Below are 22618 nucleotides of genomic sequence, written 5' to 3'. Positions count from 1 at the left end.
GTTGTCGATTCGGTAGTGCCAGTCTAGGGCGCAAGGGCAGGGCAGGTGGTTGCGTAGTCAGCTTCTAAAGTATGGAAAATTGGCATAACCTGCTGCTTCAACACGATCTAGCCATCAGGATCTGCCAAAACATGAAACTGGACGCCTACGACCGCAAGATCCTCGCGGCCCTGCAACGGGACGGTCGATTGAGCAATGTGCAATTGGCCGACGAAATCGGCTTGTCCGCCTCGCCCTGTTTACGTCGGGTGCGAATGCTGGAAGAAGCAGGGGTGATTCGCGGCTATCAGGCCAATCTGGATCGCGACGAGGTGGGGCTTGGGCTGACGGTGTTTGTCGGGGTCAAAGTCGAACGCCACAACGACGAGCAAGCCGAAGCCTTTCGCGTGGCCGTGACGGCGCTGCCGGAAGTGATTTCGGCATTTCTGGTGTCCGGGGAATCGGATTTTCTACTGCAAGTGGTGGTGCCGGATTTGCGCGGGTATGACCGCTTTCTTACCGAGCGGCTGCTGAAGTTGCCGGGTGTGAGCGATATTCGCAGTAACTTTGCGATTCACACGGTGAAAACTCCGGGGGCGTTGCCGTTGGGGCATTTGCCGCTTTAGACCGAGTCGACCCCTTCGCGAGCAGGCTCGCTCCCACACTGATTTTGTGAACGCCACAAATCACCTGTAGGAGCGGGCTTGCTCCGGGCGGCGTTCCGACGAAGGGGCCAGACCTGATTGCAAAAGACTTAAAACCTTACATCTGCGTAGCCATCCCCTCCACATTCATCGCCGCCTGGCGCAACGCCTCGGACCGTGTCGGGTGTGGATGGCAAGTCAGCGCAATGTCCTCGGCCGAGGCGCTGAACTCCATCGCCACGCAATACTCGCCAATCATTTCACTGACGCTCGGACCCACCAGGTGGACGCCGAGAATTTCATCCGTGCGTTCATCGGCCAGCACTTTGGCGAAGCCTTCGGTCTCGTGGTTGATCTTGGCCCGACTGTTGGCGGTGAATGGGAATTTGCCGACCTTGTACGCGCGACCTTCGGCCTTGAGCTGCTCTTCGGTCTTGCCGACGCTGGCCAGCTCCGGTTTGGTGTAGACCACGCTGGGAATCAGGTTGTAATTCACTTCACCAGCCTTGCCGACGATCTGTTCCACGCAGGCCATGGCTTCGTCTTCTGCCTTGTGGGCGAGCATCGGCCCGGACGTGACGTCGCCGATCACCCACACGCCCGCCGCTTCGGTGCGGTGCCCTTTATTGGCGAGCATGCCGCGCTTGTCTGTGGCGAGGCCGACGTTTTCCAGCCCAAGGCCTTGGGTGTAAGGCCTGCGACCGATCGACACCAGCACGTAATCGGCCTCCAGCAACTCGGCGGTGCCGCCCGCCGCCGGTTCAATGCTGAGCTGAACACCGCTCGCCGATGCAGTGGCGCGGGTGACTTTCGAACTCAACTTGAAGGTGATGCCTTGTTTACTCAATGAACGCTGAAGTGTTTTGCCGGCCTCAACGTCCACACCCGGGCAGATGCGGTCGAGAAATTCGACTACCGTGACTTGAGCCCCCAGGCGCCGCCACACAGAGCCCAGCTCCAGGCCAATGACGCCGGCCCCGATCACCACCAGATGTTTTGGCACTTCGGTCAGCGACAGCGCGCCGGTGGAGTCGAGGATGCGTTGGTTATCGATGTCGACGCCCGGCAGGGGAGTGGGTTCGGAGCCGGTGGCGATGATGATGTCTTTGGCGCTCAGCTCGGTTTTGCCGCCGCCACTGTCGGTGACCGTGACTTTGCCTGGCCCGTCGATGTGGCCCCAGCCCTTGATCCAGTCGACTTTGTTTTTGCGAAACAGAAACTCGATGCCCTTGGTCAGCCCGGTAACGCTTTCATCCTTTTGCTTCATCATCTGAGCAAGGTTGAGGATGGGTTTGACCTCGATGCCCAGGTTGGCGAATTCCGAACCCATGGCCGCGTCGTAAAGTTCGGAAGCGTGTAACAGCGCCTTGGACGGCATGCAGCCGACGTTCAGGCAGGTGCCACCGAGGGTCGCGCGACCTTCGACGCATGCTGCTTTCAAACCTAGCTGGCCTGCACGGATCGCTGCGTTATAACCGCCGGGGCCACCGCCCAGAATCACGACGTCGTAGCTGCTCATGGATGGACTCCTGAAGTGAAGGGATCGGGCTGGTTAAAAGTAGTAGTTGGCTAAAATTACGAGCGTAATATGTGCGCTTCGCGCTGTTTCGGTCAAGGCTTCAGCCAAGCGACAGGTTCAGCGTTTTTAGATAGAGGGATTTAGAACAGAAATTTCACCGCTTTCGTTATACCGTAACGAAATGCGGTGTCCGCGTTGAATAAACACTGGGGTGGTATGCAAGTCGATCTCGAAGTCGATGGCGCGCAAGTAGCAGGGTTGCCGCGCTTTCAGCAGGCGGTCTTTCAGGGGCGACGATTGCGTCAGTTCGCCATTGGCCTGAGTGCTTTGACAGCGCTCGGGCTGGTGTTGGCGTTATTTGTCGGATTGTTTGCGCCACAGTCGCTGTGGGGCGCATTGCTGGTAAATCAGAGCGCCGCTTTGCTGGTGCTGGTTGCCGGTCTGCAATCAGCCTGGTGGGTTACGCGGTGGCGTGCACAGACAATGAACCCGACGCCACCCGTGGTGGTCGTTGACGAAATTGTTGCGCCTGAAGGTTGGTATGAGCGATTGCTGGATGGGCTCAGTCGGCGCTCGGTACGCATGCTTGGCCAGATCGGCGCGCCAACCCTCTGGCTCGGCGGTTGGGCGCTGTTGACCTTGTTCAGCATCAGTCAGTTCTGGAACCTCGCGTTACCGCCCGCAGCGCTGGGGTTATCGGCCAGTGTCGGGGCTGCTCTGGCGTTGCTGCTGGCGTTCGGCTTGCTGGTTGCTGAGCGGCAACTGGCTCAGGAAAACGTCGCCCAATGGCCAGAGGCAGGTGCACTGGCGCAACTGACTCGGGTGGCAATCATTTGCCTGGTGCTTGGCGCATTGTGTCTGTTGTTCGCCAGTGAAACATCGGTGTGGCCAGTGCGATTGGCGGTGCTGATCGGTTTACTGCCGGGGTTGGTTGCAGTCGAGTTGCTGCTGCGTGCGGTGTTGTCGCTGTTCAGTCCACAGCGCGTACAACTCGAACCTGCATTGCTGGCGCGAAGTTTTGTCGCTGACATGCTGCGCTGGCCGCCGCAACCACTGCTCGCCTTGCAGCACGAATTGCACAATCGGTTCGGCATCGACTTGCGGCAAATCTGGGCCTTCACTTACATGCGCCGGGCGTTTTTGCCGGTGCTGGCGGTGGTTGCCGTCGTCGGCTGGTCACTCACCGGCATTCACGAAATACCGTTGCAGGGGCGGGGTATCTACGAGCGTTTCGGCAAACCGGTGGAGGTGTTCGGTCCTGGTTTGCACGCCGGTCTGCCGTGGCCTTTGGGCCGGGTGCTGAAGGTTGAAAACGGCGTGGTTCACGAGTTGGCCACCAGCGTTGGCGAAGCGTCGGCACCGGTTGTGCCCGAGCCCGCCGAAGGCCCGGCACCGGCGATTGCCAATCGGTTATGGGACGCCAGTCATGTGAACGACAAATCCCAGGTCATCGCCAGCAGCCGCGCCGACAAGCAGAGCTTCCAGATCGTTAACATGGACGTGCGTTTCGTCTATCGCATCGGCCTGACCGATCAAGCGGCGTTGGCGGCGACCTACAACAGTGCCGATGTACCGACGCTGATTCGCAGCACCGCCAGCCGGATTCTGGTGCATGACTTTGCCTCGCGAACCCTTGATGGGTTGCTCGGCGAAGACCGGGTAGGGCTCGCGCAAGAGATCGGTCGTGCCGTGCAGGCTGACCTGCAGAAACTGGACAGTGGCGTGGAAATTCTCGCCACCGTGGTCGAGGCGATTCATCCACCGGCCGGCGCCGCCAATGCCTATCACGGTGTGCAGGCAGCGCAGATCGGCGCTCAAGCATTAATCTCGCGGGAACGCGGTGCCGCCGCCGAGGCGACCAATTTAGCGCAACTACAAGCGAGTATTGCGCGCGATCGAGCGACCGCCAGCGCTCATGAAATCAACGCCACGGCCCAGGCGGCGGACCTGAAATTCAGCGCGGAGCAGAAAGCCTACGCCAGCGCCGGTCAGGCTTTTGTGCTGGAACAATACCTCAGCCAACTGAGCCAGGGCCTGGCCAACACCAAGCTGCTGATTCTTGATCATCGTTTGGGCGGCAGCAGCAATGCGCCAACCATCGACCTCCGTACTTTCACGCTGCCGGCTGATCCTGCGTCGCCGCGTACGAGCGCCCAGCCAGGAGCTACCCATTGAGCCAGTCGCACACACACGATCACGATGACCACGCCGGCCACGATCACGGCCATGGTGGGCCTCACCACGGTCACCATCATCACCACGGCGATCCACAAGAAGCCGGCCCGTTTCCCTGGCGACGCATGGGTTGGGCGGCGTTGCTCGTGGCCTTTGCCATTGCAGCCGCAAGCCTGGTTCAAGTTCGCTCGGGGGAGGCCACCGTCATCACGCGCTTCGGTAATCCTTCGCGGGTTTTGCTGGAGCCGGGTCTTGGCTGGCGCTGGCCTGCACCGTTTGAAGCTGCCATTCCTGTCGACTTGCGTCTGCGCACCACCTCCAGTGGATTGCAGGATGTCGGCACCCGCGATGGATTGCGCATCATCGTTCAGGCTTACGTGGCGTGGCAGGTGCAGGGCGATCCGGACAATGTGCAACGTTTCATGCGCGCGGTGCAGAATCAGCCGGATGAAGCAGCTCGGCAGATCCGCACATTTGTAGGCTCTGCGCTGGAAACCACAGCCGCCAGTTTTGACTTGGCGAACCTGGTCAACACTGACGCCAATCAAGTTCACATTGCCGACTTTGAAGCGCAACTTCGTCATCAGATCGATCAGCAGTTGCTCACCACGTATGGCGTGCGCGTTCTGCAAGTCGGTATCGAGCGTCTGACCTTACCGTCAGTAACGCTGACCGCCACCGTGGATCGCATGCGCGCCGAGCGTGAAACAATCGCCACCGAACGCACTGCAATCGGCAAGCGCGAAGCCGCGCAAATTCGTTCCGCCGCTGAGCGGGATGCGCGAATCGTGCAAGCCGATGCAACGGTGAAAGCCGCTGATATCGAAGCTCAATCGCGTGTCGAAGCGGCGCAAATTTACGGCCGTGCGTATGCCGGATCTCCGCAGTTGTACAACTTGCTGCGCTCACTCGACACCTTGGGCACCATCGTTTCGCCAGGCACCAAACTGATATTGCGCACGGATGCTGCGCCATTTCGGGTATTGGTTGACGGACCGCCGACCCTCGAAAACAAGTCCGGGTCGCAGCCATGAGTTTAGTTCCACGTGGAACACATGAGTTAAGTAGCCCTTGGATTCAGGCCGGGCGCCTGGCTTTTCTCGCGCTTTACGCGGTGACCGTTCTCGCCGCGTTAGCCTGGGCGTTCTCCAATGTGCGGCAAATTGACCCACAGAATCGCGTGGTGGTCCTGCATTTCGGTGCGCTGGATCGCATCCAGAACGCCGGTTTGTTGTTGGCATGGCCGCGACCTTTTGAGCAGGTGGTTTTACTGCCAGCGGCAGATCGCATTATCGAACGTCGAGTGGAAAACCTTCTGCGCAGTGATGTCGCCTTGCAGGCTGATCGAGCTGCCACGTTTGCCACGCCGCTCAGCGATGCACTCGCCGGTTCCGGCTATTTGCTGACGGGTGATGCCGGCGTGGTGCAACTCGATGTGCGGGTGTTCTACAAAGTCACCGAGCCGTATGCCTTCGTGCTGCAAGGTGAACATGTGCTGCCAGCGCTGGATCGGCTAGTCACCCGCAGCGCTGTGGCCCTGACCGCGGCGCGAGATCTGGACACTATTCTGGTAGCGCGTCCGGAGCTGATCGGCGCCGACAATCAGGCGGCTGAACGACGTGAACGTCTACGCGGTGATCTGGTGCAAGGTATTAATCAACGATTGGCCGAGCTGACAGCAACAGGGCAGGGGTTGGGTATTGAAGTCGCCCGAGTCGACGTGCAATCGAGTCTGCCCGGTCCTGCGGTGAACGCCTTCAACGCAGTACTGACCGCGAGTCAGCAGGCCGACAAAGCGGTGGCGAACGCGCGCACCGACGCCGAGAAGGCGACCCAGGCCGCCAACGAACAGGCGGATCGAACGCTGCAAGTGGCCCATGCCCAAGCCAGCGAACGGTTGGCAAAAGCGTCTGCCGACACCGCCACTGTACTGAGCCTGGCCAAGGCGCAACAGCAGGGCACTGACCCACAAATGCTGCTGCGCATTTACCGCGAGAGGATGCCGAAAATTCTCGGCCAGGCGGGTTCAGTGACCACGGTCAATCCGAAAGACGATTCCCGCCTGATCATTCAGGGAGCTACCCAATGACCGCGCACACCGCCGCCGCACCAAGCATGTTGTCCTCGGCCGAACAACGCAGCGCCGCTCGCCAATTGACGCTGGCCATGCTCGCCCTGGGTCTGCTCGGGCTCGGCCTGATCTGGCGCTGGCTGTCGCCGGAGCAGACTGGCGTCAGTCAATTACTGCTCGGGATTGCGTCGCTGTTAGTGGCCGTGCCGGTGATGCGTTCGGCGTGGTACAGCCTGCGCTACCCGAGCTTGCACGGAATCACCGACCAGTTGATCGCGCTCGCCATGCTCGGCGCCTGGGCCACCGGTGATCTGCTGACTGCCGCGTTGTTACCGATCATCATGATTTTCGGCCACGTCCTGGAAGAGCGTAGCGTGATCGGTTCTCAGGAGGCGATTCACGCACTCGGCAAACTCACCCGCAGTCATGCGCGCAAGGTTCAGGCGGATGGCTCTATTCTCGAAATCGACAACAGCACACTCAAGGCCGGTGATCTGGTCGAGGTGCGCGCCGGTGATCGCGTGCCGGCGGACGGTCGGGTGTTGTCTGGTCAGGCGAGCCTCGATACTGCTTCGATTACCGGTGAGTCGGTGCCGATCGAAGCAGGCGTGGGCATGCAGGTATTCGGCGGGGCGATCAACCTCGATGGTCTGCTTCGTATTGAAGTGACCCGCACCGGCAACGAATCGACCTTGGGCAAAGTCATCGCGATGATGCAAAGCGCCGAACGCTCCAAGCCACCGATTACTCGCTTGCTGGAGCGTTATGCCGGCAGCTACATGGTGCTGGTGTTACTGCTGGCCGCGGTGACCTGGTTCGTCACCAATGATGCACAGGCGATGCTCGCGGTGCTGGTCGCGGCGTGTCCTTGCGCACTGGTGTTGTCGGCGCCGGCGACGGCCATTGCCGGGGTGGCGGTGGCGGCGCGACATGGCATTCTGATCCGCAGTTCGGCGTTTCTTGAAGAGCTGGCAGACCTGACGTCGTTGGTGGTGGATAAAACCGGCACGCTGACGTTCGGCACCTTGCGCTTGCAGTCGATCGACAGTCCGCTGGAAGACCGCAGTCACGTCCTGAAACTGGCCGCCAGTCTTGGTTCGGCCAGCAGTCATCCGGTCAGTCGTGCGCTCGCCGGGCTGGTGACGCAGGAGCATTTTCTGCTGCTGTCGGATATCCACGAGCGCCAGGGGCTGGGCGTGGTGGCAATGACCGGGCAGGGCGAGGCGGCGCTTGGTCGCCCGGAGTTGTTCGCGCAATTGGGCATTGCTACATCGGCGGTTCCTGATCATGACGGTCCGATAGCAGGGTTGGCGCTTAACGGTGAGTTTCTCGCCTGGCTATTGCTGGCCGACAGCGTCAAACCCGAGGCGCGATTTGCCTTGAGTGAGCTGCGTGAATTGGGTTTGGGTCGACAATTGCTGCTCACCGGGGATCGGCAGAGCGTCGCGCACACGTTGGCTCGCGATGTCGGCATCAGCGATGTCGAGGCCCAGGCGTTGCCTGAGGACAAGCTCAATCGCGTGCTTAAAGAAATTGGCAGCGGCTTCCGGCCGATGGTGGTCGGGGACGGGATCAACGACTCACTGGCGCTCAAGGCCGGTGTCGTGGGTGTGGCCATGGGCGCGGGAGGGGCCGACATTGCGTTGGCCTCGGCAGACATCGTGCTGATCGGCAGCGACCTGCGTCGGCTCGGCACCTGTGTGCGCTTGAGTCGCCAATGCCGCCAGACCTTGCAGGTCAATGTGATCATTGGTTTGGGCTGGACCCTGGCGATTGTTGCCTTCGCCGCTTTTGGCTGGCTCGGCGCGGCAGGGGCGATGATTGCAGCGTTGCTGCATAACTTGAGCACGTTGCTGGTGCTGGGCAACGCCGGACGTTTGCTGCGGTTTCAGGAGCCCTTGCTCAAGCTCAAGGAAGACAGTTGAGCGAATCGAAAACTTTTTGCCTGCCTCTGTAACGCCGTTGGGGCAGCACGCTCTAGTGCTGTGTCGGGACTGAACAACGTTCCAGCCGACAAACCTGACGATGACCGAGGATACAAAAATGAACTTCAAATCCGCTACCGCTGGTGCTGCTCTCGCTTTCGCCGCTGCCACTCTGTTTGCCGGTGTTGCCACTCAAGCTCAGGCCGCCGATGCACCTCAAGTTCACTGCTACGGCGTGACATCGTGCAAAGGCATGAACGATTGCAAAACCGCAGAAAACGCCTGTAAGGGGCAAGGTGTTTGCAAAGGTCACGGTTTCAAGGCAATGACTCAGACCGAATGCATGAAAGCCGGTGGCAAGGTCGGCGCATAACCGACCACCGCTTGGCGCCGCGGTGGTTTCCCCCTTGCCACTGCGGCCATTTTGCGAGGAGTCCGCAAATGTCTGCATCCCTTCCGTGTCTGGGCTACGGCCTGGGTTTACGCAGTGCTTACTACCAACAAATTCTTGATCAGTCGCCGGCCGTGGACTGGTTCGAAGTCGTCTCCGAAAATTTCATGGTGCAGGGCGGCAAAGCCCTCTACTACCTTGATGCCATCGCCGAGCGTTATCCGCTGGTGATGCATGGCGTATCGTTGTCCATCGGCGGGCCTCATGCGCTGGATCCGGGCTATCTGCAACAACTCAGACTGTTGGCTGATCGAGTAAAACCGGCGTGGATTTCCGATCACTTGTGCTGGAGCCGCGGCAACGCCCATCAGCTTCATGATTTGCTGCCATTACCGTACACCGAAGAAAGCCTTCATTACGTCGCGGACCGAGTGCGTAAGGTGCAAGACTTTTTGCAGCGTCCACTGGTGTTGGAGAATGTCTCCAGCTATGTGCGTAGCGCTGGCGATGATTTCGGCGAGTGGGAATTTCTTGAAGCACTGAGTCGGCTGAGCGATTGCGAGTTGTTGCTGGACGTGAATAACGTCTATGTCAGCTCACGCAATCATGGCTTCGATCCGTGGACATTCATTCAAGGATTGCCAGCGAACAAGATTCGCCAACTTCACTTGGCGGGCCACAGCGATTACGGCGATTACGTCATCGACACCCATGACCATCCCGTCAGCGATCCAGTCTGGGCGCTTTACCAACGAACCCTCGACTACCTCGGCCCGGTCGCCACGTTGCTGGAGCGCGATGACCATTTCCCGCCTTTTGAAGAATTGCTCACTGAACTGCAAAAAGCCCGGGAGCTGGGCGAGGGCGTGTTGGCCCGGAGACAGAAATGCGCCTGAACGATTGGCAACTGGCCTTTGAATGTTACCTGTTGGGAGAGTCTTCGACGGCTGATATCGCGCTCGGTTCAAGCCTGATCGGCGGCCCGACGCTGGATGTCAGCACCGGGCTGGCGATTTATCACAATGCTTATCAAGCGCGGCTTCAGGAAGTGTTGCGCGGCGACTATCCGGCGATCCTTAATTGGCTGGGTGACGAAGAGTTTGAACAGCTAGCGGCGGCTTATTTGCGCCATAACCCTTCGGCTCATTACAGCCTTCGTTGGCTTGGGCAAGGCTTCGAGGCGTTCATTCGCCAACATTTGGTGCCTGAGCAAAGTGCGCCATTGGCCGAACTGGCGGCATTTGAATGGGCTTTCACGCTGGCATTCGATGCGCCTCCAGGAGCGCCGTTGACGATGCAGGATATGGTGATTTTTGCACCACAAGACTGGCCGACGCTGCAAGTCAGCCCCAGTCCTTCACTGCAATGGCTGGAGTTTGCTTTCAACAGTGTGGCGCTTTGGCGATCGGTAAAGGATGAAACTACGTTTCCCGGCAGTACGGCGCTCGACGATCCCCATGTGGTGGTGATTTGTCGAAATGATCTTGTTTGCCAGTATCGGAGCCTGGAGCCTCTAGAGGCCATCGCTCTAAAAGGCATGTTTGAGCGGGACTGGAATTTTGCTGAACTGTGCTCTGAATTGACAGTCATCTATGGAGAGGGCGCACCACTTCAAGCTGTTACCTGGCTTAAGCAGTGGATTCACGATGGCTGGTTGCAGCTTCGCTGATTATAGAAAACGGCTAGTAATTGGATAGCCAGCTAATTTTCAGAGATGGTCTACCCTCACATCAGACGTCTGAAACAAGGGGATTGTCCATGCTCGCGCACCTTCCACCGGCCTTACAGAATCTGCAGTTACCGTTACGCCTGCGACTCTGGGACGGCCATGAATTCAATCTGGGACCGACGCCCAGCGTCACGATTGTGGTCAAGGATCCACAAATGGTTACCCAGTTCACCCATCCAAGCCTGGACGCGCTCGGAGCGGCGTTTGTCGAGGGCAAACTTGAGCTGGAAGGTTCCATCAGCGACGTCATCCGCGTCTGCGATGAATGGAGCCAGGCGATGTTGGACGAGAACGACGACGATCAACCCGTTCGTACCGCCCACGACAAGGAAACCGACGCGAAGGCCATCTCCTACCATTACGACCTTTCCAACGCGTTCTATCAGCTGTGGCTCGACAGCGACATGGCGTATTCCTGCGCGTATTTCGAGACCGGTAGTGAAACTCTGGAGCAGGCCCAGCAGGCCAAATTCCGCCACTTGTGTCGCAAGTTGCGGTTACAGCCTGGCGAATACTTACTGGATGTCGGTTGCGGCTGGGGCGGGCTGGCGCGGTATGCAGCGCGGGAGTTCGGCGCGAAGGTGTTTGGCATTACGCTCAGCAAAGCGCAACTCGATCTGGCACGTGAACGCGTGAAAGAGGAAGGTCTGGAAGATCTGGTCGAATTGCAACTGCTCGACTACCGCGACCTGCCTCAGGACGGGCGCTTCGACAAAGTGGTCAGTGTCGGCATGTTCGAACACGTGGGCCACGCCAATTTGGCGGAGTACTGCAAAACCTTGTTCGGCGCGGTGAAAGAGGGCGGTCTGGTAATGAACCACGGGATCACCGCCAAACACATTGACGGCCGGCCGGTGGGGCGCGGTGCTGGCTACTTCATTGGGCAATATGTTTTCCCCAACGGCGAACTGCCGCACCTCTCGATGATCGCTGCTGAGATCAGTGACGTGGGGCTGGAGATCGTCGACGTTGAAAGCCTGCGCCTGCATTACGCGCGTACCCTGGATCACTGGAGCGAACGCCTGGAAGACAATTTGGAAGCGGCGTCCAGGCAAGTGCCGGAGCAAACCTTGCGAATCTGGCGGCTGTACCTGGCAGGATGCGCTTATGCGTTTGCCAGGGGCTGGATCAACCTACATCAAATCCTCGCGGTTAAAGCCCACCCCGATGGCAGCCATGAATTGCCCTGGACGCGCGACGACATCTACAACCCTTAAAGAATCGGTGAAATAAGCCGGGCGACCCGCATGCCGAATTGCTGCACGCGGCGGGTCTCCCGGCCTTCGTCTTTGGCTATTTCATGCGCCTGAGCGAAGTCATCGTTGAGCATCTGTTCCACCTGCGCGGCAAACACGCTGTCGACCGTCAACAACATCACTTCGAAGTTGAGCCGGAACGATCGGTTGTCCATGTTGGCACTGCCGATGGCGCTGATTTCACTGTCGATCAACACCACTTTCTGGTGCAGGAAACCGGGTTCATAACGGAATACTCGAACACCAGCGCTTACGGCTTCGAAGGCGTACAGGCTGGAGGCGGCGTAGACGATGCGGTGGTCTGGACGAGAAGGCAGCAACAGTCGCACATCTACACCCCGCAACACTGCCAACCTGAGTGCCGCGAATACCGCTTCGTCGGGGATGAAATAGGGTGTGGTGATCCACACTCGCTCAGTCGCGGCATGGATGGCTTCGACGAAGAACAACGAACAGGTTTCGAAGGAATCGGCCGGGCCGCTCGCCAAAAATTGGCAAAGCACGCCGTCGTCGGGATACACGTCCGGCAGGATCAATGGCGGTAATGAACGCGCAGCCCAAAACCAGTCTTCGGCAAATGACTCCTGCATACAGGCCACCACCGGTCCCCGCACTCGAACATGGGTATCTCGCCACGGCGCCAGCGGTGGTTTTTCGCCCATGTATTCGTCGCCCACGTTATGCCCGCCAACGAAGCCCAATACACCATCAACCACCACTATCTTGCGATGGTTGCGGAAGTTGACCTGGAAGCGGTTGAGCCATCCACTGCGGGTGGCGAACGCTTTGACTTCAACGCCGGCATCGCGTAACGGTTGCACGTAACTTTTGGGCAGGGCGTGGCTGCCAATGCGGTCGTAAAGCAGGTAAACCGCGACGCCTTCGGCGGCTTTTTTCAGCAGCAGATTGTGCAGACGCTGGCCAAGACGATCATCGTGGATGATGAAAAACTGAATCAGCACCGCTACCTTAGCGTTGCTGATGGCTTCGAAAATCGAATCAAACGTGGCCTGGCCATTGATCAATAAGTGCACTTCGTTGTTCGCCAGGCACGGCATTCGGCCAAGCTTGGGCATCGCCCGCAACGACGCGTAAGCATTGGACGCACGAGCGGTCAGTGCCTCCTCGAACCATGGACGCCAGTTGAGTTCGGAGACGGCTTTGCGCATCTCGTCGTTGGCCTGGCGCCGAGCCTTGATGTAACCATCAAAGGTACTGCTGCCGAAGATCAGATACGGAATGAGTGTGAGGTAGGGCATAAACACCAACGAAAGCGCCCAGGCGATCGATCCCTGAGCGGTGCGCACGTTGAGTACGGCGTGGATGGCCGCGATCGTGCCCAGCGAGTGAAGCAGTGCAATGGTGTAGCCGAAAATGTGTGGTCCGAAGTAATCCATGGGGCAGCCCTGCTCCTGAAGATTCAGTGCTTAACAGAGCATGTTCCGTGCAAAATGTCGCTATTTAATTGGCCCATGAACCGAAGCCGAAGGTTGGCGTCTAACGGCCACTACTGATCAGGAGTTACTCGATGAACGTTCGTCTGCTGGGTTTGGCCATGGCTATTGGTTTGTCACTTCCTGTGGCAGCTCACGCACAGATGCTGCAACCCGGGTTGTGGGAATTGACCACAAGCAACATGAAGGTCGATGACCAGAACCTGCCGGACTTACAACTGATCCTCGGTCAGTTGCAGAGCCAGATGACCCCGGAACAGCGCGCGCAACTGGAGAAGCAGGGCCTCACCATGGGCGGTAAAGGGATTCGGGCTTGCCTGACGCCGGAGCAGGTGCAGACCGACGACATTCCACTGACGGACCCGCAATCGGGCTGCAAGCAGGAAGTCACCGACCGCACCGGCAACCAGTGGAAATTCCGTTTCAGCTGTCCCAAAGCGCAAGGCGCCGGAGTTGCCACGTTCCTCAGTGACCGCGAGTTCACGACCAAGGTCAACGGCACCTTCAACGCCACCGGCATCCAGCAAAAGGGCAGTCTCGAAAGCCGCGCCGTGTGGCTGGGGCAGGATTGCGGAACGGTCAAGCCAAGAGCCTAAGACCTTCCTTCGCCGTACACCCGCTTCCTGCATGATCGTGTGGGGGCGGGTTTGATTCAGCTACGACACGCCTCCTCAATACCCATCCTGCCGAAATCCTCGCCGGCACCGGCCACCGCCGCTTTGGCCAGCGCGGGGCTGATGCTCGCGGCGAGTTCGTACACGGACAATGCTGGTCGTATTCACGCAATGACCCATCGGGCAGGCGGATCTGAATCATGGTGATGCTCTCGAGTGCTTCTGTATCACGCGCTAGCGCATAAACCGTAGAGGTAATCCCTGACAGTTGTCATTAAGACGTTTGTCGTGCCAGGCAATTTGCCCGGACACCAGCGTGGTACTGACACTATGACGAAAACGCTGCCGGGCGAAGGGCGTCCAGCCGCATTGAGACAGGATGGGCTGCTGGGAAACGGCAACGCCATCGGGTTCGGATTTGATCAGAACGAGGTCGGCCCAATAGCCTTCGCGCAGATAACCGCGGTCGGGGATGGCGAACAAATCGGCTACACGGTGACTGGTCTTGGTCACGAGGGTGGTTATCGGCAGGACTTCGTCAGCCATTAATTCCAGCAACGCGGGCAGGGCGTGTTGCACCAGCGGCAGGCCGGAAGGTGCCTGACGGTAAGGCTGTTGTTTCTCCGCCCAGGTGTGCGGCGCGTGGTCGCTGCCAATCACATCGAGTCGATTGCTTTGCAGTGCCTGGCGCAATGCATCGCGGTCGGCTTGAGTCTTGATGGCGGGGTTGCACTTGATCAGGTTGCCGAGGCTGGAGTAGTCCCGATCATCGAACAGCAAGTGGTGCAGGCACACTTCGGCCGTAATGCGCTTCTGGGCCAGCGGCTTGTCTTCAAACAGCGCCAGTTCGCGGGCGGTGGTCAGGTGCAGAACATGCAATCGCGTGCCGTGCCGCTTGGCCAGGTCCACGGCCATCGAGGAGGAACGAAAGCACGCCTCGGCGTTGCGGATCAGTGGATGGGCGGCCGCAGGAATGTGTTCGCCGAACAGGTCTCGAAGGTTTGCGTCGTTGGCCTTGATGCTGGGTGTGTGCTCGCAGTGGGCCAACAAAATCGTCGGCACTTGCGCGAATAGCCGTTCCAGAATCCGTGGATCATCGACCAGCATGTTGCCGGTGGAGGCGCCCATGAACACTTTGACGCCGGCCACTTCGCAAGGATTGAGCGCTGCGATGGTGTCGAGGTTGTCGTTGCTGACGCCGAAATGGAAACCGTAATTGGCTACTGAACTGATCGCCGCGCGACGCTTCTTGTCAGCCAGGTCTGCGAGGCTCAGGGTCGCCGGACGGGTGTTAGGCATGTCCATGAAACTGGTGATTCCACCGGCCACCGCTGCCCTCGATTCAGTGTAGAAACTGCCCTTGTGCGGTGCGCCGGGATCGCGAAAGTGCACTTGGTCGTCGATCATTCCGGGTAGCAGCCATTGGCCGTCGGCATCGATTTCCACGTCGGCATTTTCACCCTGGATGCTGCTGGCGATCTTCACGATCCGACCATTGCTGACCAGCAGATCACCCTCGAACTCACGGCCTTCGTTCACCAGCCGGGCATTGCGAATCAGCACACTGCTCATGGTCAGATCTCGTTTTGCAGCGCTTTGTAACCGCGCACCAGGTCGACGTTGGTACGCGCCACGTCTTCGGAAAACTCCGAAGCGCTGACGCTGACCGGTGGGAATTGCGACAGGTCGGTGTTCGGTCCGATGCGGGTGGTGGAGGGCACGTAGAAGTCTTCGGGCAAATCACGGCCGTCGACTACCGAGTTATGCCGTACGACGCAACCATCACCGACCGCGCAGTTGAAAAGCACGCTGTTGAAGCCGATGAACACCCGGTCACCGACGGTGCAAGGGCCATGCACAATGGAGCGATGGGCGATCGAACTGAACTCGCCGATGGTGACGGCTGCGCCGGACTTGGAGTGAATCACCACGCCGTCCTGGATGTTTGAGTTGGCACCGATGGTGATCGGCTCCATCTCGCCACTGGCGTCTACTTCGTCGGCGCGAATTACCGCGTAAGGGCCGACGAAGACGTTCTCTCCAATCAGCACTTTGCCGCAGATGATGGCGGTCTTATCCACGTAGGCGGACTCCGCGATCTGCGGCAAATCCCCTGAAGGGTTCTTGCGGATCATGGCTTGCTCAACGCTTGGTAGAGGGTGTTGAGGTTGTATTCGAACAGCCCGGCAAAGGTGCTGGCCGGCCCGGTGGCGGCGAGTGCATCGGAGTACAACGTGCCACCGATTTGCGCGCCACTTTCATCGGCAATCTGTTTCAGCAAACGGGCGTCCTTGATGTTTTCCATGAACACCGCTTTGACCTTGGCCTGGCGAATCTGCGTGATCAGCGCAGCGACTTCGGCAGCCGACGGTTCACGTTCGGTGGACAGTCCTTGAGGTGCCATGAAGTCGATCCCGTAGGCCTGACCGAGATAGCCGAAGGCGTCATGGGAGGTGACGATTTTGCGATTGCCCGGTGGCAGTGAGCCGAGCTTGGCCTTGGCTTCAGCAAGCAAGGCGTAGATCTGTTTCAGGTAGGCCTGACTGTTGCGTTGGTAGTTGGCGGAGTTCGCCGGGTCGGCTGCGATCAACGCCTTGGTGATGTTGGCGATGTACAGCTCGGTGTTCGCCAGGTTGTGCCAGGCATGAGGGTCAGGAATGGTCTCGCCGTCGTCATCCAGCGAGCGCGGGATGACGCCATGACTTGCACTGATGACCGGCGCTTTGGTTTCAGTACTGGTCACCAGACGGTCCAGCCATGGCTCAAAACCCAATCCATTCTTGATGATCAGCTTGGCACTGAGCAGCGCCTTGGCGTCATCCGGCGTCGGCTCGTAGGTGTGAGCATCGGCGTCCGGACCGACCATGTTGGTGATCTGGATATGCTCGCCGCCGACCTGATGGGTCATGTCGGCGAGGATGCTGAAGCTGGTTACCACCTGAAGTTTTTCCGCCGCAGACAGCGACATCGACAACATCAAACTGAACAGCACGAGTACAACGCGCATCGGGAAACACCTCATTGGGATGTGAGCAAAGGCGGGCGGCGCAACAAGCCATGCACAGGACCGAACACCACGGACATCAAATAAAGACCGCCGGCAACCAGCACAATCGCCGGACCGCTGGGCAGCGCGTAGAAGAACGACAGCAGTAATCCGAGCCACACCGAGAGGCAGCCGAGCATGGCGGCGATGGCAATCAACACCGGTAATCGACGGCTCCAGAAACGCGAAGCGGCGGCGGGCAACATCATCAGACCAACCACCATTAGCGCGCCGATGGCCTGGAAACCGATCACCAGATTCAGCACCACGAGCGTCAGGAACACACCATGGGCCAGCGGCCCGAGGCGGCTGACGGTTTGCAGGAAGAGCGGGTCGAGGGTGTCCAGTAACAGCGGTTTATAGATCAGGGCCATGGCGATCAGGCTGAAGCCCGAGACCCATAACATGCCGGTCAGCGTCGGGCCATCGACCGCCAGAGCGGAGCCAAACAGCAGGTGCAAAAGGTCCAGACGTTTGCCGGCGATACCCAGGATCAGCACACCGCTGGCGAGGGAAATCGGGTAGATCGCTGCCAGGCTGGCGTCTTCTCGCAAACCGGTGCGGCGGGTGATCCATGCGGCCAGCCCGGCCATGCTCAGACCTGCGCCCAGGCCACCGAAGGTCAGTGCTGGCAAACTCAAACCCGCAAACCAGAAACCGAGCGCGGCGCCGGGCAAAATGCCGTGAGCGACGGCATCGCCGATCAGGCTCATGCGCCGCAGGATCAGAAACACGCCCAGCGGTGCCGTGCTGCATGCCAGGACAAGTCCCCCGAGTAGCGCCCGACGCATGAACACAAAATCCTGGAAGGGTTGCCAAAGTTGAGCCGCGGCGAGCATCAGGCCACCAACGTTTGCGGTTGTTGGTGAATCAGTTCGGTACTCGGTCCGAGTACACAGCCGCTGCTTTTGATCAGCAGTGTGTGTGGAATGTGTTGGCGGACGGCGGTCAGGTCATGGCACACCACAACCAGGGTTCGACCTTGAGTGTGCCATTCGTGGATGTGTTTCCAGAGCAACGATTGACCGAGTTCGTCGAGCGCCGCGTGCGGTTCGTCGAGCAACAGCAGTGGTGTTTGCGCAAGACTCAATCGGGCGAGCAGGGCACGTTGGAGTTCACCTCCAGACAAAGCCATCAACGGGCGGTGCTCCAGCCCGCTGAGGCACCAATCTTCCAGTGCGGTGTTGAGGCGTTGGCTGCGCAGTTCGGGTGATTGTTTGCTGCCCCAAAATCCGGCGGATACCAACTCTTGGAGGCTGATGGGAAATTGCCGGTCCAGGTGTTGTTGCTGAGGGAGGAAGGACAGCGAGCCTTTGCGTGGAACATCGAGGAAGACTTTGCCTGTGAGTGGCTTTTGCAGTCCGGCGATGACTTTCAGCAAGCTGCTTTTGCCCGAGCCGTTGGCGCCGATCACGGCAGTCAGGCTTCCCTTAGGCAGTTCGAAATCCACGGGTGGTGTGAGAGGTTGGCCGGGTGCGCCCCAACGTAATGCTTGGCAACGGATCATGTTGCCTCCCAGTTCCAGCGGCTCTCGGCGACGGCGTCGTGGGCGTGCAGGCTTTCGGCGTGGACGACGCGAATGTGAAAGGCGAGGAGACCCGGTGAGCGTTTCAGGGCAAGGTTCAAACGTCTTGCGGCGTCTTCGCAAAACATCAGGTTCTGACCATTGGCCAAGGCGAAGGCTTGTTCATCGGCGCGCTTGACCGCGGTTTGTACGGCGGTACCGAGTGCGGCTTCGGCGTCGTTGATGAGGGCAATCAACGGCAGGTCATCCAGGTAATCATCAAGACGTAAGCGCAAATGTGCGGTGCTGCGTTGACTGTGGGGCGTCGCAACGATGCCTTTTGTGGAGCCGAGCCACGCCAACACATCGGCGTGTTGTAGTGACTGGTTGGCAAAATCATCGACGAATTGCTGCTGAATCAACTGCCGGGACAGTGCGGCTGAACAGGGGCACGTCGAGGAATAAGGAACGTCGATTTTTAGTTCCACGTGGAACATCGCGTTTTTCAATCGCGCTTCGATGCTCACCGGATAGGTTTTCCAGCCGGCCAAACGGCTGATTAGCGCCGGCCTTTTGAGCAGTAGATCGGCATGAATTTTTAAGTAAGCGCTGTGGGACAGTCCTTCATGACTGTCGAGAAAACTTTGCAGAATTCGCCGTAGCAGGGTGGGTGTCAGGTTTTCCTGCTCAAGCATTTCCAGCGCCAGATACAACCGCGACATATGAATCCCGCGAGCCACTCCATCATCGAGGCTCACGCCCGCATCAGCTTTTGCGCTCATACGTTGGCCATCGAACAGAACAGGAAGTGCAATGCCACACATACCCACCCAGTCGAGTGGCAGGGCTTGGCGAGAGGCTTGCGCGGCGATATCCGGCAGAGTCAGCGCATTCATGAGCAGGTCCATCGTGGGAATCGATTCAGCATGTTATGTTATTACATTAATTTCGACTACGCCTTTTTCTCGAGCGGTCTTCTTCATGCACAGACGTCACTCGCTCAGCCTGATTCTGGCCAGCGCAGCTTTCGCGTTGCCCTTTGGCGTCTCGGCCACGCAAATTCGCAACGCACGGCTGTGGCGTTCGGATGACAAGCTGAGATTGGTGTTTGATCTGAAGACCGCAGCGCCATTACCCATCGTGGTCGCCTCTGAGGCGATCCAGGAGACGATGCACCCCAAGCGCGACATCATCGTGGTGGTTGACCCTGGTCGCGGCGGTAAAGACCCTGGCGCGGTCGGCGCGAAAGGAGAGCGAGAGAAAGACGTGTTGTTGTCTATCGCTCAGCTGTTGGCCAAGCGTCTAAAGCGCGAGAAGGGCTTTGACGTGAAACTGGTGCGCAACGACGACTTCTTTGTTCCGCTGCGCAAACGGGTTGAAATTGCCCACAAGCACAACGCCGACATGTTCATCTCGGTGCACGCGGACGCAGCCCCGCGTCTTACCGCTTCCGGCGCCTCGGTGTATTGCTTGTCTGAAGGTGGTGCGACCTCAGCCACGGCACGTTTCATGGCTCAACGCGAGAATGGGGCGGACCTGCTGGGCGTCACCCGTTTGCTCAATCTCAATCTCAAGGACAAGGACCCGATGCTCGCCGGGGTCATTCTCGATATGTCGATGAACGCCACCCTGGCCGCCATTTTGCAGTTGGGCAGCACGGTCCTCGGCAGCCTGGCGGGTATCACCACGCTGCATCAAAAGCGCGTGGAACAGGCGGGATTTGCGGTATTGAAGTCGCCGGATATGCCGTCGATCCTGGTGGAAACCGGTTTCATTTCTAACGCTCGCGACAGCCAGCGACTGGTCACTGCACGTCATCAGCAGGCAGTGGCGGACGGTCTATTTGAAGGGCTACAGCGTTATTTCCAGAAAAATCCGCCCGCCAACAGCTACATCGCCTGGCAACAAGAGCAGAAAAAAGCGCAGGTCTAGCAGCCGGTAATCCGGCTGCAGGTGAATTTGGCGCTGCTGCCACCCGAGCTGGAGAAGCGATTGATGGTGGTCCAGCCCACCCGACGGTTATAGCCAACCCAGGCTTCGCCGTCGGAAGCGATGCCGGTGAAAAATGTCAGTTGCCCGTAGCGGCTATTGGTCTGTGCCCAGTAGCGCTTACCCGCCATTTCGAAGCCGCGCAGATAGATCGTGCTGCCGACGGTGTTGACGCTATAGGCGTTGCCGTCGATATCCACGCAGGCCAGCAGATTGGCGCTATGGGTGCATTTGGCCAGGCTCGGGATCTGAGCCCCGGCCTGTGTAGCCAGCAGCAGCGAAACACTCATCAGCGCCAATTTCAGGGCAGTACGCATGGGATTTCTCGGGGACTGAACGGCCTTCAACATCGGACGCTTTGTCGTCATGGGCAAGAGGAGAGTGGTTTGATTGTATTGTTATACTATAACATCAAAACAAGCCCGACACTGCGACCGGGCATCCCTGTGAGGAATACCTGATGCCCAATCGTCTCCCCGTGACCGTCCTCTCTGGCTTTCTCGGTGCTGGAAAAAGTACGCTGCTCAATTATGTCCTGCGTAACCGCGACAACCTGCGGGTCGCCGTCATCGTCAACGATATGAGTGAGATCAACATCGATGGCAATGAAGTCCAGCGTGATGTCAGCCTGAACCGCGCAGAAGAAAAGCTCATCGAAATGAGCAACGGCTGCATTTGCTGCACCTTGCGCGAAGACCTGCTCGACGAAGTCAGCAAACTCGCCAGGGATGGTCGCTTTGATTACTTGTTGATCGAATCCACCGGCATCTCCGAACCTCTGCCCGTGGCGGAAACCTTCACCTTCCGTGATGAAAAAGGGCAAAGCCTGGCCGACATCGCGCGGCTCGACACCATGGTCACCGTGGTGGATGGCGTGAACTTCCTACTCGACTATCAGGCCGCCGAAAGTCTCGGCTCACGCGGTGAAACGCTGGGCGAGGAGGACGACCGCTCGATCACTGACCTGTTGATTGAGCAGGTCGAATTCGCCGACGTCATCCTGATCAGCAAGATCGACTTGATCAGCAGCTGCGAGCGCCAGGAGCTGATCGCGATTCTTCAACGCCTCAACGCGAAGGCAGACATCATCCCGATGGTCATGGGTGAAGTACCCCTGGAAAAAATCCTGAACACCGGTCGTTTCGACTTTGAAAAGGCCGCTCAGGCGCCAGGCTGGTTGCAGGAACTACGTGGCGAGCATGTGCCGGAAACCGAGGAATACGGCATCGCCTCGACTGCTTACCGAGCCCGCCGCCCCTTTCATCCACGGCGCTTTTTCAGCTTTATCGACCGCCCATGGGTGAATGGAAAACTACTGCGCTCCAAAGGTTTTTTCTGGCTGGCCAGCAAACCCATGGACGCTGGTAGCTGGTCCCAGGCTGGAGGTTTGATGCGCCATGGTTTCGCTGGGCGTTGGTGGCGTTTTGTGCCGAAAACCCAGTGGCCGCAGGATGACGAAAGCACGGCCGGAATCATGGAAAACTGGACCGCCGCCACCGGCGATTGCCGCCAGGAGTTGGTGTTCATCGGCCAGAGCATAGACTTCGCACGGCTCTGCGCCGAACTCGACGATTGTCTGCTGACGGATGCCGAAATGGCCTTGGGTGTCGAAGGTTGGCGATTGCTGGCAGACCCGTTTGGCCCATGGCACGAAGAGGCGGCCGCCTGATGTTGGCGCCGAGTCTGAAGCGGCGTTCGGTCGTTCATCCTGTCCAAGGCGAAATGCCGGAAACGCTGGCCCGAATCCTCGATGACGACGTAAACCTCGCCATTTGGCAGCGCCAGCTTCCGGTGCATATCGTAGATTTTGGCCAGTTGCTGCTGTCCCTGAACGCACCGTTAGCCGAGTCACTGGTCCTGGAGCTGCCGAGCGATGACGCCGAACCCAATCTGCAGGGGCTGGCCTCAGGCTTCAGCGATCTACAAGGGTATGAGGGCTTCATTGCCGACGTATCGTGGCTGGTCAGCGCGTTTGCCTGTTTGTTGGGCGCCAAGCGGATTGGCCTGCGGTTGCGGGCGCTGGACAAGGCCATGTGCCCGCGTTTCCACGTTGATCACGTGCCGGTGCGGTTGATCACTACGTATTCCGGCATCGGCAGTCAGTGGCTGCGAGAGGGCGTTATGGATCGTCGCCAATTGGGTAAACCTGAGGCCGAACCTATACAGGATTCGCTGATCGAGCACATCGTCAGCGGGGACGTGGCTCTGTTCAAAGGCGAGAAATGGCATGGCAACGAAGGTTTTGGCCTGATCCACCGCTCGCCGCAACCGGCACCGGGCGCGCGTCGTTTGATCCTGACCCTCGATTGGCTCGGCTAACGC

General features: G+C 58.9%; 22 protein-coding genes. 13 read left to right on the top strand and 9 right to left on the bottom strand.

Annotated features, from left to right (window positions below):
- The first annotated feature begins 131 nt into the window (after positions 1–131).
- Entirely contained in the window at positions 132–605 is a 474-nt protein-coding gene (locus ACWGZX_RS14205; protein ID WP_027926238.1) for an Lrp/AsnC family transcriptional regulator, read from the top strand.
- 136 nt (positions 606–741) lie between these two features.
- Here ACWGZX_RS14205 and lpdA read toward each other — a convergent pair whose 3' ends face one another.
- Entirely contained in the window at positions 742–2142 is a 1401-nt protein-coding gene (lpdA, locus tag ACWGZX_RS14200; RefSeq protein ID WP_452628752.1) for a dihydrolipoyl dehydrogenase, read from the bottom strand.
- A gap of 216 nt (positions 2143–2358) precedes the next feature.
- On the opposite strand from lpdA, the gene hflK (ACWGZX_RS14195) reads away from it, so the two are divergent.
- From hflK (ACWGZX_RS14195) to cfaB, 8 genes are all read left to right on the top strand, one after another.
- Positions 2359–4317 carry a protease modulator HflK gene (hflK, locus tag ACWGZX_RS14195; protein ID WP_452628751.1) on the top strand — a complete coding sequence of 653 codons (1959 nt, stop codon included), beginning with the start codon at positions 2359–2361 and terminating at the stop codon, positions 4315–4317.
- Positions 4314–5351, top strand: coding sequence for a protease modulator HflC (gene hflC / locus ACWGZX_RS14190; RefSeq protein WP_452628750.1), 1038 nt, complete (start codon positions 4314–4316; stop codon positions 5349–5351). The genes hflK (ACWGZX_RS14195) and hflC overlap by 4 nt, the downstream gene beginning before the upstream one ends.
- Positions 5348–6406, top strand: coding sequence for a protease modulator HflK (gene hflK / locus ACWGZX_RS14185; RefSeq protein WP_452628749.1), 1059 nt, complete (start codon positions 5348–5350; stop codon positions 6404–6406). The genes hflC and hflK (ACWGZX_RS14185) overlap by 4 nt, the downstream gene beginning before the upstream one ends.
- Entirely contained in the window at positions 6403–8313 is a 1911-nt protein-coding gene (locus ACWGZX_RS14180; RefSeq protein ID WP_452628748.1) for a cation-translocating P-type ATPase, read from the top strand. Before hflK (ACWGZX_RS14185) ends, ACWGZX_RS14180 begins: the two co-directional genes overlap by 4 nt.
- A 118-nt stretch (positions 8314–8431) precedes the next feature.
- Positions 8432–8686, top strand: coding sequence for a BufA2 family periplasmic bufferin-type metallophore (gene bufA2, locus ACWGZX_RS14175; protein WP_452628747.1), 255 nt, complete (start codon positions 8432–8434; stop codon positions 8684–8686).
- Between the two features lie 68 nt (positions 8687–8754).
- The gene (gene bufB, locus ACWGZX_RS14170; RefSeq protein WP_452628746.1) at positions 8755–9600 is read left to right on the top strand and encodes an MNIO family bufferin maturase; all 846 of its coding nucleotides are present in this window, start codon (positions 8755–8757) and stop codon (positions 9598–9600) included.
- On the top strand, positions 9591–10373 hold the full coding sequence (locus tag ACWGZX_RS14165) for an HvfC/BufC family peptide modification chaperone (protein WP_452628745.1): 783 nt from the start codon (positions 9591–9593) through the stop codon (positions 10371–10373). The genes bufB and ACWGZX_RS14165 overlap by 10 nt, the downstream gene beginning before the upstream one ends.
- An 89-nt stretch (positions 10374–10462) precedes the next feature.
- Entirely contained in the window at positions 10463–11650 is a 1188-nt protein-coding gene (gene cfaB / locus ACWGZX_RS14160) for a C17 cyclopropane fatty acid synthase CfaB (RefSeq protein WP_223521315.1), read from the top strand.
- Here the strand turns inward: cfaB and cls are convergent.
- Positions 11647–13086: a cardiolipin synthase gene (cls, locus tag ACWGZX_RS14155; RefSeq protein WP_452628744.1), complete on the bottom strand. Its 1440-nt coding sequence runs from the start codon at positions 13084–13086 to the stop codon at positions 11647–11649. The two genes, cfaB and cls, sit on opposite strands and share 4 nt — an antisense overlap.
- A gap of 131 nt (positions 13087–13217) precedes the next feature.
- Here cls and ACWGZX_RS14150 point away from each other — a divergent pair, with 131 nt between their 5' ends.
- The gene (locus ACWGZX_RS14150; protein ID WP_452628743.1) at positions 13218–13739 is read left to right on the top strand and encodes a DUF3617 domain-containing protein; all 522 of its coding nucleotides are present in this window, start codon (positions 13218–13220) and stop codon (positions 13737–13739) included.
- A 252-nt stretch (positions 13740–13991) separates the two neighbouring features.
- Here ACWGZX_RS14150 and ACWGZX_RS14145 read toward each other — a convergent pair whose 3' ends face one another.
- The 6 genes from ACWGZX_RS14145 to folE2 are packed head-to-tail and all read right to left on the bottom strand — an operon-like array spanning position 13992 to position 19203.
- Positions 13992–15329, bottom strand: coding sequence for a dihydroorotase (locus ACWGZX_RS14145; protein WP_452628742.1), 1338 nt, complete (start codon positions 15327–15329; stop codon positions 13992–13994).
- A 2-nt stretch (positions 15330–15331) separates the two neighbouring features.
- On the bottom strand, positions 15332–15892 hold the full coding sequence (locus ACWGZX_RS14140; RefSeq protein WP_452628741.1) for a gamma carbonic anhydrase family protein: 561 nt from the start codon (positions 15890–15892) through the stop codon (positions 15332–15334).
- Positions 15889–16764, bottom strand: a complete 876-nt coding sequence (locus ACWGZX_RS14135; protein ID WP_452628740.1) for a metal ABC transporter substrate-binding protein — start codon at positions 16762–16764, stop codon at positions 15889–15891. The genes ACWGZX_RS14140 and ACWGZX_RS14135 overlap by 4 nt, the downstream gene beginning before the upstream one ends.
- Before the next feature lie 11 nt (positions 16765–16775).
- Entirely contained in the window at positions 16776–17642 is an 867-nt protein-coding gene (locus ACWGZX_RS14130; RefSeq protein ID WP_452628739.1) for a metal ABC transporter permease, read from the bottom strand.
- Complete coding sequence (locus ACWGZX_RS14125; RefSeq protein ID WP_452628738.1) at positions 17642–18310, bottom strand: metal ABC transporter ATP-binding protein; 669 nt, start codon at positions 18308–18310, stop codon at positions 17642–17644. Before ACWGZX_RS14125 ends, ACWGZX_RS14130 begins: the two co-directional genes overlap by 1 nt.
- Positions 18307–19203 carry a GTP cyclohydrolase FolE2 gene (folE2, locus tag ACWGZX_RS14120; protein WP_452628737.1) on the bottom strand — a complete coding sequence of 299 codons (897 nt, stop codon included), beginning with the start codon at positions 19201–19203 and terminating at the stop codon, positions 18307–18309. Before folE2 ends, ACWGZX_RS14125 begins: the two co-directional genes overlap by 4 nt.
- A gap of 85 nt (positions 19204–19288) precedes the next feature.
- On the opposite strand from folE2, the gene ACWGZX_RS14115 reads away from it, so the two are divergent.
- Complete coding sequence (locus tag ACWGZX_RS14115) at positions 19289–20239, top strand: N-acetylmuramoyl-L-alanine amidase family protein (protein ID WP_452628736.1); 951 nt, start codon at positions 19289–19291, stop codon at positions 20237–20239.
- Here the strand turns inward: ACWGZX_RS14115 and ACWGZX_RS14110 are convergent.
- Positions 20236–20613 (bottom strand): glutamine synthetase, encoded by a 378-nt coding sequence (locus tag ACWGZX_RS14110; protein WP_452628735.1) that lies wholly within the window; start codon positions 20611–20613, stop codon positions 20236–20238. The genes ACWGZX_RS14115 and ACWGZX_RS14110 overlap by 4 nt on opposite strands.
- Positions 20614–20756: 143 nt before the next feature.
- On the opposite strand from ACWGZX_RS14110, the gene zigA reads away from it, so the two are divergent.
- Positions 20757–21965 carry a zinc metallochaperone GTPase ZigA gene (gene zigA, locus ACWGZX_RS14105; RefSeq protein WP_452628734.1) on the top strand — a complete coding sequence of 403 codons (1209 nt, stop codon included), beginning with the start codon at positions 20757–20759 and terminating at the stop codon, positions 21963–21965.
- Complete coding sequence (locus ACWGZX_RS14100; protein ID WP_452628733.1) at positions 21965–22615, top strand: DUF1826 domain-containing protein; 651 nt, start codon at positions 21965–21967, stop codon at positions 22613–22615. Before zigA ends, ACWGZX_RS14100 begins: the two co-directional genes overlap by 1 nt.
- Positions 22616–22618: the final 3 nt, after the last annotated feature.

Source organism: Pseudomonas sp. CLCA07, from assembly GCF_053615335.1.
This window is presented reverse-complemented; position numbering and strand designations above follow the sequence as displayed.